Below are 13654 nucleotides of genomic sequence, written 5' to 3' on the forward strand. Positions count from 1 at the left end.
GTAGAGAAACGTAAGCTAGGTTCCCCTGTCAACGCTTATGGCCAGCCTCCAGGAACAATACGACGACGCGATGTATGACTTCAGTTGCGGCGATTACGACGCTGCGATCGGGAAGTTCCGCGCCATCCTCGCCGTGGAGCCGGAGCATTTCGATGCCCAGCTCTCCCTCGGCATGGCCTACTATCGTAAGGAAGATTATACCACAGCCATCGCTGAAGGCCACAAGGCAGAGAAGCTGAAACCCAAAGAACAGCTCGTGCACACGAACCTCTCGCTGTTCTACATGAAGTCGGGCGATAAGAAGACCGCCGAACATCACGGCCTGCAGGCACGCATCGCCTCCTGGAAGGAGAATATGGGCGCACCAGGCGCGGCTCCAGCGGATGCGGGTGATCCAGAATTGCAGATGGCGAAGCCGAAGGTGGAAGGATTCAAAACCCCGGAGAAATTTCCCGATATGCCGTGGAAGAAGAAGCCGGTGGTCAGCGCCTCTTCGCCTAAACCCGACACGGAGAAGAAAGAAGGCGGTAATCCATGAACCGGCCTATTGTGTTTGGTTTCATGGTGGTGTGCGCATTGTTCTGGACCGTGATGTTCGTGCTCCCGTTTGTCATCAAGCCTTCAGCGGAAAGCGGGGAAAAGCAGTCGACGGTCTTGAAAGATATTGAAGCGCGGCGCTCAACCGCCTTGGGTTTCATGGTGATTTCGTGGGTGGGCGTGGCCGTGCTGCGGATGGGCAAGTCCACCAGCAAATCCGCATGAGCGAGTTCCTTCCAGCCGCACCATTGGCACAGATACCTGCGGGTCGCGGGCTGACTGTGCAAGTTGGCGGACGCGAACTCGCGCTGCTGCGGGAAGGAGATAAAATTTACGCACTGGATAACAAATGCCCGCACAAAGGCGCGCCATTGAGTTTCGGTTGGGTGGAGAATGGCAAGGTGGCGTGTCCCATGCACGGCTGGGAATTCGAGTGTGGAACGGGAGTTTGCACCGATCGTCCGAATGTGGCGGTGAACCGGTATGAGGTGAAGGTGGAAGAGGGGATGGTGATGGTGAAGGTGGAGTAGGAGCGTGACTCTCCGAGTCGCAGCAATACGCCTGAGCAAAGTTAGCTCACAAAACGACTGGCGTATTCGCCGGGGGAGGTTTTTAAAATGTTTTACCTCGTTTGATTATTGGATGTTGCCGCGACTCGGAGAGTCGCGCTCCGGCCGCGTGGGCTGGTTCCCCATCGCTTTTTGCGTCAGGCTGTGTTAGATAGATTTCAACGTGAAGCAGCGACTCATGATTTAACCATTCACAAATCACGATTTACACTTTCTCACCATGAAAAGCGCATACGAACTGGCGATGGAACGCCTAAGCAAATCCTCGCCCACCGTCAAGCTGACCGCCGCACAGAAGACCGAACTGGCCGAGCTGGAATCCGTTTACGCGTCCAAGATCGCGGAGCGCGAACTGGCCACGAAGGACGCGATCAAGAAGGCGGAATCGGAAGGGGATTTCGAGAAGATGGGCGAGTTGGAAAAGGAACTGCCGTTCATCCGGAAGAATCTGCAGGCGGATCTGGAAGCGAAGAAGGAAACGGTGCGGCAGCGGAAGAAGTGAAGTCTGTTGTTTGCCTGGTTCGCTTTTAATCGTGCCGTTAGGCGCGAAAGATTCTTAGCGGCGGCCTTTAAGCCGCCGTCTTTTTTGATAGGACTGCGTCGCGTTAGCGACGCAAGATGCTTTTCTCTTCGGTCACTACGTGACCATTCATCACTTACGTCTCACAGCGGCTTAAAAGCCGCTGCTAGGAATCTTTTGGCCCTACGGGCCAAAGGGTGACAGTTAGGCCTTGCCTGTTGCGAAAGAGAGCCAAGTGAGAAGGGTGCTGTGCTTCGCGATTTAGCGTGAAATGAAAGGAAACTTTTGGCCTCATGGCACGGCGGTGAGCAACCGCGGCATGCTGGCCAAAGGTTATTTTACGGCGACTTATGTTTCCTCTGTGGATGACACGGAGCAGCCGTTTGCCCTTTGGATTCCCCGGAGTTACTCGCGGCGCAAGGCTTATCCTCTCATGGTGGTGCTGCATGGTTCGGATGCGGATCATCGGATGATCCCGGAGAGCTGTTTTGAGATCCAGAAAAACGGGTTTCGCGAAGACATGATTTTGCTCAGCCCGTTTGGACGAGGGGATATTGATTACGCTGGGCCCGGTGAGACGGATATCTGGGCGGCGATGAACTGGGTGCGGGAGCGGTATCGCGTGGATGCGCGGCGGCAATATCTCACAGGGCTTTCACTCGGCGGTTACGCAGCGTGGCAACTGGCGTGCGAATATCCCGAGCAATGGGCAGCCATCGCGCCTGTGTGCGGTGGTGGTGATGTGAAAGCCGTGAGCGCGATGAAGTCCGTGCCGGTGTGGTGCGTGCACGGGGAGAAAGATGATGTCGTGCCGGTGGAGAATGCGCGGCGCATGGTGGATGCGCACAAGCTCATGGGCGGCAAGGTGCGCTACGATGAATTGCGCGGCTGGGGACACAATGTGTGGGATTGGATCTACGACGGCGACCGCAAGACCGACACGCTGGCGGAATGGTTTTTACAGCATCGCAAGGCGAAGACAGTGGAAACGCGAGTGAGTCCGAAGCGGCGCGGCACGTTTCTCGATCTGTTCAACGAGCGCGTGATCATCTCGTATCCGGCGAATTCACCGGTGCCGCGTGAGGTGGATATGCTGCGGCAACAGGCGGAGAAGCTGGCACGTTTTTCTTGGGGTGAGAACACGATGCGCACGGGACGTCTCATCGTGAAGAGTGATGCGGAACTCACAGCGGCGGAGGTGGCGAGTGCCAATATCATCGCGCTGGGGCGCAGTGATAATCATGCATGGTTGCAGAAGGCGGAGCGCAAGCTGGTCGCGCGGCATGTGAAGGGGCAGTTGCAGGTGAGCCGCAAGCCGTATCTCGGCAAATCACTGCTCGCACTGACGATGCAGCCGAGCCCGTGGAATAAGGAGAAGCTGCTTGGCGTGCTTACGTATCAGCAATTCCGCCAGATGAAGGACATCGCGGATTTTGTGCTGAACCGGCTGAGCGGTTTGGGCGCGGTGAATGTGTATGACACGGCTGAGAAGAAATTCCTAATGACCAAATCCGAATGACGAAGGAATGACCAATTTCCAATGCCCTAATTGGACATTGCTCATTCCTTCGTCATTCGTGCTTGGACATTCGTCATTTCCCAGCTTGTTTCCTCTGCCACAGATCAAAATGGAACAGTGCCACCACCACGAGTGAGTGCTGGATCTTTCCTGATCGCACGAGTTCCGGGAGGTCCTTGATCGGCACCAAGCGCGTGATGATGTCTTCACCGGTATCGAAACGGGTTTCCGAGGAGAAATGGCAATTGCGCACCAACACCGTGTAACACGTGTTGTTCATGATAGCCGGATTGGCGGCGACTTGGCCTAGCAACATGGCGTCAGTGCCTTCAAAGCCGGTTTCTTCCAGTAGTTCGCGCACGCCAGCTTCCACGGGATCGTTATCGCCTTTGTCGATGATGCCGCCGGGGATCTCGAGCTCGATGGAGTTCGTGCCATGACGATACTGCTCGATCATCACGATCTCGTCGTCTTCGGTCAGGGCGATGATGTTCACCCAGTGACGGGATTCGATGACGTAGAACTCCATCTCCTTATGCGTGCGGGGCGAGACCTTGCGGTCGGCGCGCGTGGTGAAGATGCGGTAGTTGTTCAGCGGTTTTGATTCTACCAGCGGCCACGGCCTGATTCTATCGCTCATGCTGTCTCCTTGGGATTATTCCTGAACCACGAATGGACACGAATGCTTGTAGCGGTTTTGGAGCGCGGGTCTCTGACCCGCAGCAATGTCCGAATGCCCGCAGGTAACAACATGGCCTGCGAGGTTGTTGGAATTTGCTGCGACTCGGAGAGTCGCGCTCCAGGGTCTTGCATTCATTCGCGTCTATTGGTGTTTCCTAGAATCCCCGTTCCTTGGCAGCCCAGCCTTGTCGCATCAAGGTGAGCAGGTGTGTCAGCGCTTCCTCGTAAGTTTTCCCTTTGGTTTCGGCGAGCTGGCGGGCCCGCTTATCGAGCTGGCCCGCCATCTCCAATGATTTTTCCTTGGGACAACCCATGGCCACGAGCACTTGCGCGAGTTGTTCGTGGTCCATGGTGTGAAACTGTTAAGCAGTGATGGTGCTGATGCGCACGCTTTCCACCTGGATGCGTTCCTTCGGCTTGCTGCGTTCGCCGCCATTGCTCATGCCTGTGGGTGTATCGCCGATGAGACCGAGCACATCATCACCTTGGATGACTTTGCCGAAGGCGGTGTATTGGCGATCGAGGAACTTCGCATCGGCGAGGCAGATGAAGAACTGGCTGCCAGCCGAGTTCGGGTCTTGCGAGCGAGCCATGGAGAGCACGCCGCGGACATGGGGGCGTTCATTGAATTCCGCCTTCACCTTCCAGCCCGGATTACCCGTGCCCCAGCGATATTCTTCCTCCGGGTCTTTGGTCAGCGGATCGCCGCCCTGGATCATGAAACCCTTCACGATGCGATGGAAGCAGGTGCCATCGTAAAAGCTTGAGTTCGCGAGCTTTTTGAAATTTTCAACGGTCTTGGGAGCGACGTCCGGCCAGAATTCCACGACCATTTCTCCCTTGTTGGTCTTGATGACGGCCACTTCTTTATTTGCTTGCATGATAAGGTTGTCCGTTGCCTTCCGGCGGGGACGTGGGCTAACTTCCGCCTCTGCCGCCGGTTTGTCACGTCATTTTGCGGTGAACCGGCGGAGCAGTTTGGACGTCCAATAAGTTGAACGTCCGTAAATCGAGACTAACTATATGAAGCAATCAGTGATCCGTTCGCTGTTCCTCGGTGGCCTCTTGATGGCCGCCACGCTGCCTTTTTCAACCATGGCTCAAGACGCATTAAAAGACGGGCTCTACGCGGAGATCGATACCACGAAGGGCAAAATCCTCATCCAGCTCGAATTCGAGAAGACGCCGCTGACGGTGGCGAACTTCGTCGGTCTGGCGGAAGGCACCAAAGATTCCAACAAGCCGAAAGGCACGAAGTTCTATGACGGCGTGATCTTTCATCGCGTCATCCCCGGCTTCATGATCCAGGGCGGTGATCCGGATGGCCGCGGCACGGGCGGTCCCGGTTACAAGTTCCCAGATGAGTTTGATCCCACCCTGAAGCACACGAGCGAGGGCATCCTGTCCATGGCGAATTCCGGTCCCGGCAGCAACGGCAGCCAATTCTTTATCACGCTCGGGCCTACGCCACATCTGGATGGCCGGCATAGCGTGTTTGGCAAAGTGATCCAAGGTCAGGATGTGGTGAAAGCCATCGGCGATGTGCCGAAGGGCGCGCAAGACCGCCCGATCACCGAAGTGAAAATGAACACGGTGAAAATCATCCGCCAAGGCGACAAGGCCAAGGCGTTCAAGGCTGACCAGGCGGCGTTTGATGCATTGCTCAAAGGCGCAGGTGCCCGCGAAGCGGAGAACAACAAGAAAGCGGCGGAAGCAGCCAAAAAGGCGACGGAAGCCACGCTGGCCGAGATTAAAGCGCGTTTCCCGAAGTCGGAAATGGTGACTACGGCATCAGGTCTTCAGTATCTTACGGTCACTGATGGTTCGGGCGATGGCATCAAGGCGGACGGAAAAGCCAGTGTACACATCGTGGCCAAACTCGCGACGGGTGAATTGCTGGATGATACAACCAAGCGCGGCCAGCCGGTTCCGTTGGAACTGGGCCGTACGATGCCCGGTTTGTCCGAAGGCGTCACGGGTATGAAGAAGGGCGGCAAGCGCATCCTTATTGTTCCTCCCAAGCTGGGCTTCGGCGAAGCGGGTGGTCGCGGCATCCCTCCGATGGCGACGATTATCTTTGAAGTCGAATTGGTGAGCTTTTAAGCAATCAACTCTAACTACTACTATGAGCCGCGAACAACAGCAGCTTGATAACGCCATCGCCAGCCTGAAGGCTAAGCATCCCAACGCGCAACTGGTGACCAGCCCTTCGGGCTTGAGCTACTTGGTGACGGCCGAAGGCCAAGGCAACAAGCCCAAGCCGGGCACGGATATCAAAGCGCATTACACGGGCAAGCTCGTGAACGGTACGGTGTTCGACAGCTCGGTGGAGCGTGGCGAACCGTTGGAGTTCACCGTGGGCGTCGGCCAGGTCATCGCTGGCTGGGACGAGGCGCTGGTGGATATGAAGAAGGGCGAGAAACGCGTCCTGATCATCCCGCCGCAGCTCGGTTACGGTGCGAGCGGTGCTGGTGGTGTCATTCCGCCGAATGCCACGCTGATCTTCGAAGTGGAGATGGTGGGATTTTAAGTAATCCTTAGAATATTCAGAAAACCGCTGTCTGGCTTCTGCTGGACGGCGGTTTTTGCTTTGGAGCGCGACTCTCTGAGTCGCAGCAGGGTGAAAAGCCAAATAGCGGTAAAAATGGCTGCGGTTAAGTGATGGAAAGCCTTTGAAGTGACTCGGGCTGCTTTTGCTAATGAGAGTTGCTGCGACTCGGAGAGTCGCGCTCCACTTGGAAACCGGCTGAAATCAGGGGGTATGAGCGGAATTTCTGATTAAGCGGATAAGTAGACTCAAATTCGTCCCTTTTGTTCAAAAAAATCGCTTGTGAAAAATTTCACGATGAGACACTCTGCCGGACCGTTTCGGTTGTAACGAAGTACGAATGCGGCCTTTTTGTGAGGTCCGTAAACGTGTTTTTGGGTAATAGAATGCGCACGCTGAAATCAATTTTGGCGGCAGTGGCCTTGTTGGCTCTGCCTCTGTTCGGTCTGGCAGCTGAGTCTGTGGCTCCAGCCGTGCAGGAAACTTTGCATGCGGCTACGAATGCCGTCGGTGAAGCGGCTGGTCATGCGGCTGACGCAGCTCATGCGGCAGGTGCGCATGCCGAGCATCATGCTGAGGGTTTGCCTGCTCATGCTCCCGTGCTCGTGGATTTGGGTTTCTTCAAGGTCACCAATTCTATGGTGGTCACTTGGATCGTGGCGATTTTCCTGATTGTTGGCGCGCAGATGGCGACGAGCAAGCTGCAGCGCGTTCCCTCCGGTTTGCAGAACTTCGCTGAGTGGGTGGTGGAAAGCTTGGAAAACTTCCTCGCAGGTCTGCTGGGTCACAAGCTCGCCCGTGAAACGTTCTGGTTCTACGCTTCGGTGTTCCTCTTCATTCTTTTCGCCAACTGGTTCGGTTTGATCCCGGGTGTGGGTTCGATCGGTTGGGGTGTGCCGGATGCGGAAGGTCACTTGCATCACTTGAGCCGTCCGGTGTTCCGTGGTGCGAATGCGGACCTGAACATGACTTCGGCCATGTCTATCGTATTCTTTGTGGCGTGGATCTATTGGGCGGTGAAAGCGAATGGTGTGGGTGGCACCTTCAGTCATATCTTCGGTTATCATGGTGACGCGGTGGGTGGTATGAAGGCGTTCCTGATCTTGGTGTTCTTGATGGTGGGTCTGTTGGAGGTGGTTTCCATCCTGTTCCGTCCGGTGTCCCTCAGCTTCCGTCTCTACGGTAACATTTTCGCCGGTGAAAACTTGCTGGAAGCCATGGCGATCATGGGTGGCAAATACTTCGGCTGGCTGGTGCCGTTGCCGTTCTATTTCTTGGAGTTGCTGGTCGGCTTCGTGCAGGCCTTGGTGTTCACCTTGCTGACGGCGATCTTCACGCAGTTGATCTGCTCGCACGGTGATGGGGATCACGCTCATGAAGAGGCGGGTCACGAGCATCATTAAGATTTAAACAATTTCGGCAGTCTGACCATTGGCTATGACTGTGGGGGCTGCCGGGAAAGACAAAGAAAGGTAAATAACATGTTCGCAGAAATCAGTGGCAATCTGCACGTAGCCATCGCGGCTCTCGGTTCCGCTATCGCCGTAGGTATCATCGGCATGAAGGCGTCCGAAGCAGTTGGTCGTAACCCGGGTGCATCAGGCAAGATCCTGACCCAGGCGATCATCAGCTCCGCTCTGGCGGAAGGTATCGTGTTCTTCGCGATCTTCCTCGTGAAGAATACCTAAGCCTGAGTGCTTGTAGTTATATCCGGGCTGCTTCGGCAGCCCGGGTTAATGCGAACCAGTTAATTTTTTGATTTTATGATCAATCACTTGATGCTTGCGGCAGCAGCGGCTGCTCCTGCTGGTGCGGAACAAAGCATTCCGGCGCAAATCGCCGAGACGTTCGGTTGGAATGCATCGCTGTTCATCTCCCAGCTCATCTCGTTCGTTGTCGTGGCGTTGTTGCTCAAGAAGTTCGCCTACGGCCCGATCTTGAACATGCTCGCTGAACGTCAGAAGACGATCCAGCAGGGCTTGGAGAACGCCGAGAAGATCAAGGTGGAACTCGCCCAGGCTGAGACGGAGCGCAAGCGTCTGATCTCTGAAGCCAGCGCAGCGGCCAGCAAGATCATCGAAGAAGCCCGCACAGCAGCGGCCCAAATCACCGAGCGCGAAAGCCAGAAGGCGGTCGCGGCTGCGGCTGAGATCATCGCCAAGGCGAAGCAGGCGAATGAGAGCGAATTCAAGCGTTTGGAAACCGAGTTGAAGCGTGAGATCGGTAACCTCGCGGTGAAGGCGGCGATGCAAGTCTCCGGCAAGATCCTTTCTGCGGATGACCAGAAGCGTCTGGCCGAGGAAACGAATCGCCAGTTGGCTGCTTAATCAACTAAGCAACTTTTTAAACTACTGTGAAAATCGGCAAACAAGCCCGTCGTGATGCGAAGCAGCTCTTTTTGACCTGCCGCGTGAACGGCCTGTTGGACGAGAGCCGCGTGCGGGAAGCGGTGACCCAGGTGATCGCGCGCAAGCCGCGCGGTTATGTGGCCACGCTCCAGCATTTCCAGCGCTTGGTGAAGCTGGACTTGGACCGTCGCACGGTCCGCGTGGAAAACGCGACCGAGACCTCGCCGGAATTGATGGCCAGCATCAAGGCGAACTTGGAAAAGCGTTACGGCACGGGCTTGAACGTCACCTTCTGGGTGAATCCGGCCTTGATCGGTGGTTTGCGTATCAAAGTGGGCAGCGATGTGTATGACGGCAGCGTGGCCGCGCGTCTGAATGCCCTTAAAGAATCTCTGTAATTTTAGGAATTTTAACGAACTGCTATGAGCTCCATTCTCCAGGATATTGAAGCCCAGATCGCCGGCGTGAAGACGTCGGTCTCCAAGCAAAACGTCGGTATCGTCCGTGAGATCTCTGACGGTGTGGCGAAGATCGAAGGTCTGACTGACGCGATGGCCAACGAGATGTTGGACTTCGGTAACGGCGTCATCGGCCTCGCGCTGAACCTCGAAGAAACCGAAGTCGGTGCGATCATCTTGGGTGACTACCTCTCCGTGAAGGAAGGCGCCGAAGTCCGCACTACGGGCAAGCTGCTCTCCGTGCCGGTGGGCAAGGGCCTGCTCGGTCGCGTGGTGGACGTGCTCGGTCGTCCGTTGGACGGCAAGGGTCCGATCCAAGCCACGACGCAATATCCGGTGGAAAAGATTGCGCCCGGTATCATCAAACGCCAATCCGTGAGCCAGCCGCTCCAGACGGGTATCATGGCGATCGACGCGATGATCCCCGTGGGCCGTGGTCAACGTGAATTGATCATCGGTGACCGTTCGACGGGTAAGACCGCGATCGGCGTGGACACGATGATCAACCAGGCGAAGATCAACAACCAGGCGAAGCAAGCGGATGGTTCCTATCCGAAGGGTTTCCGCCCGGTTTACAGCATTTACGTGGCCGTCGGTCAGAAGCAATCCAACGTGGCGCGCGTGATCGCGGAGTTGGAAAAGGCGGGCGCGTTGGAATACTCCATCGTCGTCGTGGCTGCCGCTTCCGATTCTGCCGCGAACCAATACCTCTCTCCGTTCTCCGGTGCGGCGATGGGCGAGTGGTTCATGGATAACGGCATGGATGCGCTCATCATTTTTGATGATCTCTCCAAGCAAGCTGTTGCCTATCGCCAAGTTTCCCTCGTCTTGAAGCGTCCGTCTGGTCGTGAAGCGTATCCGGGTGACGTGTTCTATCTCCACAGCCGTTTGCTCGAGCGTTCCGCCCGTGTGAATGAGCGCGCTGGTGGCGGTTCTTTGACGGCCTTGCCGATCATCGAGACGCAAGCTGGTGACGTGTCCGCGTACATCCCGACGAACGTGATCTCCATCACGGACGGCCAGATCTACTTGGAAACGGATTTGTTCTACCAAGGCGTTCGCCCTGCTATTTCCGTCGGTCTCTCGGTGTCCCGCGTAGGTTCCGCCGCGCAGATCAAGGCGATGAAGCAAGTGGCCGGCAAGATCAAGCTGGACTTGGCGCAGTTCCGCGAGCTCGCGGCCTTCGCGCAGTTCGGTTCCGATCTCGATGCGAAGACGCAAGCCACGCTCGAGCGCGGTAAGCGCATCGTGGAACTGTTCAAGCAGAACCAATACAATCCGTTGCCGGTCGAGAACCAAGTGGCCGTTCTGTGGACGATGCAGAATGCGTTGCTGGACGACGTGGCCGTGGACAAGGTCAAAGATTTCCAAGGCAAGCTCCTCGACTTCCTGGGCACGCGCAAAGCGTCGTTGCTTGAGAAGATCCGCACCGAGAAAGCCATCAACGACGCTCTCGCAGCCGAGTTGAAGGCGGCGGTGACCGAGTTCAAGCAGTCTTATCGCTAAGCGATCTCACAGCCGTAAACGCATTTAACGAACCATGCCCAGCACGCGCGACATACGCCGACGGATCAAGTCGGTGAAGAACACGGCGCAGATCACCAAGGCGATGCAGATGGTGGCGTCGTCCAAGATGCGCAAGGCGCAGTTGGCCGCCCTCGCGGGCCGTCCCTACGCCACGCTCATGAATGAGGTGCTGGCAGCGGTGAGTGAAGGCGCCGGTGAGTTCACCCACGCGCTGATGGACAAGCGCGAAGTGAAGAAGCGCGCGATCATCGTGATCAGCACGGACAAAGGTCTGTGCGGTGCCTTGAACTCCAACTTGCTGCGTGAAGCGGGTAAGCTGGACAAGAACACCACAGTTTACATCACGGCTGGCCGCAAGGCGTCGCAGTTCATCGCGCGCACGAAGCGTAATCTGGCGGCGGAGTTCACCTACAAGGACGCTCCGCAGTTCAGCGAAGCGCGCGCCATCTCCAAGTTCGCCCAGGAACTGTTCCTGAGCGGCGAGGTTGATCAGGTGGACGTGCTCTACACGAATTTCATCAACACGCTCACGCAGAAGCCCGAGATGCGCACGCTGTTGCCGATCGGCGAAGTGGGTGCGTTGGATGCTGACATGGGCGGCCATAATAACGAAGCCGCGAAGCTGCAGAAGAGCGAGCTGGAATATCAGTTTGAGCCGAGCGCGGGCGAAGTGTTCAGCAACTTGCTGCCGCATTACCTGAACTATCAGGTGTATCAATATCTGCTGGAAGCCAAGGCGTCCGAGCATAGCGCACGGATGGTGGCGATGAAGAGCGCGACCGACAACGCGAAGCAACTCATCAAAGACCTTACGCTGGAATACAACAAGCTGCGTCAGGCAAATATCACGAAAGAACTTTTGGAAATCACCAGCGCCGCGATGGCGATGGGCTAATTCTAGATCCGCATGAACAAAGGCAAAATCGTTCAAATCATCGGTCCGGTGGTGGACGTGGAGTTCACAGGCAATCTGCCTGCGATCTACAACGCACTGACCATCAATTTCACCCCGCCCGGCGGCGAAGCCGTCAAGTTGACGCTCGAAGTGCAACAGCACCTCGGCGACAACTGGGTCCGCGCCGTGGCCATGAGCACGACGGAAGGTCTCCGTCGCGGCATGGAAGTCACGGACGTCGGCGCACCCATCTCGATGCCCGTCGGTGAGGCCGTGATGGGCCGCGTGTTCAACGTCACTGGCGACCCTATCGATGAGCAGGGCCCGGTGAAGGCGGACAAGTTCAACCCGATCCATCGTCAAGCCCCGGCGCTCGTGGACCAGTCCACCAGCCCGCAGATCCTGACCACCGGTATCAAAGTGATCGACCTGATCTGCCCGTTCTTGAAGGGTGGTAAGGTCGGCGCGTTCGGTGGCGCCGGTGTAGGCAAGACCGTCGTGATCATGGAGCTGATCAACAACATCGCGAAGCTGCACGGCGGTATCTCGATGTTCGCGGGTGTCGGTGAGCGTACCCGTGAAGGTAACGATCTTTACAACGAAATGATCGAGTCCAACGTCATCAAGGTGAAGAAGGACGAGCATGGTCATCCGAAGAAGGATGAGCATGGCATGCCGATCATCGAACCCGGTTCCCGTATCGGACTGGTGTATGGCCAGATGAACGAACCTCCGGGTGCACGTCTGCGCGTGGCATTGTCCGCTCTCGCCGTGACGGAATATTTCCGTGACGAGAAGAACCAGGACGTGCTGCTGTTCGTCGATAACGTGTTCCGCTTCTCGCAGGCCGGCTCGGAAGTTTCCGCGCTGCTGGGTCGCACACCGTCCGCGGTGGGTTACCAGCCGACGCTCGCTGCCGAGATGGGTAACTTGCAGGAACGCATCACCTCGACGAAGAAGGGTTCCATCACGTCCTTCCAGGCCGTTTACGTGCCTGCGGATGACTTGACTGACCCGGCGCCCGCCACGACGTTCGCGCACTTGGATGCGACGATCGTGCTGGAGCGTTCCATCGCCGAGTTGGGCATCTTCCCGGCCGTGGATCCGCTGGCCTCGAACTCCCGCGCTTTGACGCCGGACATCGTCGGCCAGGAGCATTACAATGTGGCCCGTGGCGTGCAGAAGATTCTGCAACGCTACAAGGACCTGCAAGACATCATCGCGATCTTGGGTATGGATGAACTCTCGCCCGAAGACAAGACGACGGTGTTCCGCGCCCGTAAGATCCAGAAGTTCCTCAGCCAGCCCTTTACGGTTGCTGAGCAGTTCACGGGGCGTAAGGGTGAGCAGGTGCCGGTGGCCGAGACGGTGCGCGCGTTCAAGGAAATCATTGAAGGCAAGCACGACGACGTGAACGAGGCCGACTTCTACATGAAGGGCTCGATCGACCAAATCAAAGGCTAGTTTAGTTGAGTGATGATGGTTGAGAGTTGAGGGCTATTCCCTCTCTCAACCCTCAACTCAAACTACACTCAACAGCAATGGCTACACTGAAACTAGAAATCGTCACGCCGGAAGCGAAGATCTATTCCGAAGACGTGGACATGGTGACGCTTCCCGGTGTCGAAGGCGAGATGGGCATCTACCCGATGCACGTGCCGCTGATGACGCAGGTGGTGGCGGGTGAAGTGGCCGTGCGCAAGAACGGCCAGGACAGCCTGCTCGCGGTGGGTGATGGATTCGTCCAGATCACCGGTGACCGCGTGGCCATCCTCACGGACATGGCCGTGAAAGCGGATGACATCGACGAGAACAAGGCCGAGGAAGCCCGCAAGCGTGCGGAAGCGCGTCTGCAGGAGAAGCTGAGCGACGAAGAGTCCGCCTTGGTGCAGGCTGCGCTGGCGCAATCGCTGGCCCAGTTGAACGTCAAGCGCCGCCAACGCCGCTAGTTCGCAATCTAAAAATCTTTACACGAAAAGGACGCCTGAGAGGGCGTCCTTTTTCTTTTTGTGAACTGTCAGGTTTCGTCGGTCTGCTGGGTGTACACCTACC

18 protein-coding genes are annotated in these 13654 nt (G+C 56.8%); 15 read left to right on the forward strand and 3 right to left on the reverse strand.

Annotated elements, in window-relative coordinates; all coding sequences use genetic code 11:
* Positions 1-37 precede the first annotated feature (37 nt).
* The 5 genes from VGH19_14290 (at position 38) to VGH19_14310 (ending at position 3145) form a co-directional block, all read left to right on the forward strand.
* Positions 38-538: a tetratricopeptide repeat protein gene (locus VGH19_14290; GenBank protein ID HEY1172535.1), complete on the forward strand. Its 501-nt coding sequence runs from the start codon at positions 38-40 to the stop codon at positions 536-538.
* Entirely contained in the window at positions 535-762 is a 228-nt protein-coding gene (locus VGH19_14295) for a hypothetical protein (protein HEY1172536.1), read from the forward strand. The genes VGH19_14290 and VGH19_14295 overlap by 4 nt, the downstream gene beginning before the upstream one ends.
* The gene (gene nirD / locus VGH19_14300; GenBank protein HEY1172537.1) at positions 759-1067 is read left to right on the forward strand and encodes a nitrite reductase small subunit NirD; all 309 of its coding nucleotides are present in this window, start codon (positions 759-761) and stop codon (positions 1065-1067) included. The genes VGH19_14295 and nirD overlap by 4 nt, the downstream gene beginning before the upstream one ends.
* Positions 1068-1326: 259 nt before the next feature.
* Complete coding sequence (locus tag VGH19_14305; protein ID HEY1172538.1) at positions 1327-1608, forward strand: hypothetical protein; 282 nt, start codon at positions 1327-1329, stop codon at positions 1606-1608.
* A gap of 289 nt (positions 1609-1897) precedes the next feature.
* On the forward strand, positions 1898-3145 hold the full coding sequence (locus VGH19_14310; protein HEY1172539.1) for an alpha/beta hydrolase-fold protein: 1248 nt from the start codon (positions 1898-1900) through the stop codon (positions 3143-3145).
* A gap of 73 nt (positions 3146-3218) precedes the next feature.
* Here the strand turns inward: VGH19_14310 and VGH19_14315 are convergent, their stop codons facing one another.
* The 3 genes from VGH19_14315 to VGH19_14325 all read right to left on the reverse strand — a co-directional run bounded on the left by VGH19_14315 (position 3219) and on the right by VGH19_14325 (position 4707).
* A complete protein-coding gene (locus VGH19_14315; GenBank protein HEY1172540.1) occupies positions 3219-3785 on the reverse strand; it encodes an NUDIX hydrolase in 567 nt (188 codons plus the stop codon).
* A gap of 196 nt (positions 3786-3981) precedes the next feature.
* On the reverse strand, positions 3982-4176 hold the full coding sequence (locus VGH19_14320) for a hypothetical protein (GenBank protein ID HEY1172541.1): 195 nt from the start codon (positions 4174-4176) through the stop codon (positions 3982-3984).
* A 12-nt stretch (positions 4177-4188) separates the two neighbouring features.
* Entirely contained in the window at positions 4189-4707 is a 519-nt protein-coding gene (locus VGH19_14325) for a peptidylprolyl isomerase (GenBank protein HEY1172542.1), read from the reverse strand.
* Between the two features lie 142 nt (positions 4708-4849).
* Here VGH19_14325 and VGH19_14330 point away from each other — a divergent pair, with 142 nt between their 5' ends.
* The 10 genes from VGH19_14330 (at position 4850) to VGH19_14375 (ending at position 13551) form a co-directional block, all read left to right on the forward strand.
* Positions 4850-5929, forward strand: a complete 1080-nt coding sequence (locus VGH19_14330) for a peptidylprolyl isomerase (protein ID HEY1172543.1) — start codon at positions 4850-4852, stop codon at positions 5927-5929.
* Between the two features lie 22 nt (positions 5930-5951).
* A complete protein-coding gene (locus VGH19_14335) occupies positions 5952-6356 on the forward strand; it encodes an FKBP-type peptidyl-prolyl cis-trans isomerase (GenBank protein ID HEY1172544.1) in 405 nt (134 codons plus the stop codon).
* 404 nt (positions 6357-6760) lie between these two features.
* On the forward strand, positions 6761-7777 hold the full coding sequence (gene atpB / locus VGH19_14340; GenBank protein ID HEY1172545.1) for a F0F1 ATP synthase subunit A: 1017 nt from the start codon (positions 6761-6763) through the stop codon (positions 7775-7777).
* A gap of 78 nt (positions 7778-7855) precedes the next feature.
* Positions 7856-8062, forward strand: a complete 207-nt coding sequence (locus tag VGH19_14345) for an ATP synthase F0 subunit C (protein ID HEY1172546.1) — start codon at positions 7856-7858, stop codon at positions 8060-8062.
* Between the two features lie 75 nt (positions 8063-8137).
* Positions 8138-8701, forward strand: a complete 564-nt coding sequence (gene atpF, locus VGH19_14350; protein HEY1172547.1) for a F0F1 ATP synthase subunit B — start codon at positions 8138-8140, stop codon at positions 8699-8701.
* A 26-nt stretch (positions 8702-8727) separates the two neighbouring features.
* Entirely contained in the window at positions 8728-9120 is a 393-nt protein-coding gene (locus tag VGH19_14355) for a F0F1 ATP synthase subunit delta (GenBank protein ID HEY1172548.1), read from the forward strand.
* A 24-nt stretch (positions 9121-9144) separates the two neighbouring features.
* Complete coding sequence (gene atpA, locus VGH19_14360) at positions 9145-10686, forward strand: F0F1 ATP synthase subunit alpha (GenBank protein ID HEY1172549.1); 1542 nt, start codon at positions 9145-9147, stop codon at positions 10684-10686.
* Between the two features lie 34 nt (positions 10687-10720).
* Positions 10721-11602 (forward strand): ATP synthase F1 subunit gamma, encoded by an 882-nt coding sequence (gene atpG, locus VGH19_14365; GenBank protein ID HEY1172550.1) that lies wholly within the window; start codon positions 10721-10723, stop codon positions 11600-11602.
* Between the two features lie 12 nt (positions 11603-11614).
* A complete protein-coding gene (gene atpD / locus VGH19_14370; protein ID HEY1172551.1) occupies positions 11615-13066 on the forward strand; it encodes a F0F1 ATP synthase subunit beta in 1452 nt (483 codons plus the stop codon).
* Positions 13067-13143: 77 nt separating this feature from the next.
* A complete protein-coding gene (locus VGH19_14375) occupies positions 13144-13551 on the forward strand; it encodes a F0F1 ATP synthase subunit epsilon (protein ID HEY1172552.1) in 408 nt (135 codons plus the stop codon).
* Positions 13552-13654: the final 103 nt, after the last annotated feature.

Source organism: Verrucomicrobiia bacterium (assembly GCA_036405135.1).
GTDB lineage: Bacteria > Verrucomicrobiota > Verrucomicrobiia > Limisphaerales > JAEYXS01 > JAEYXS01.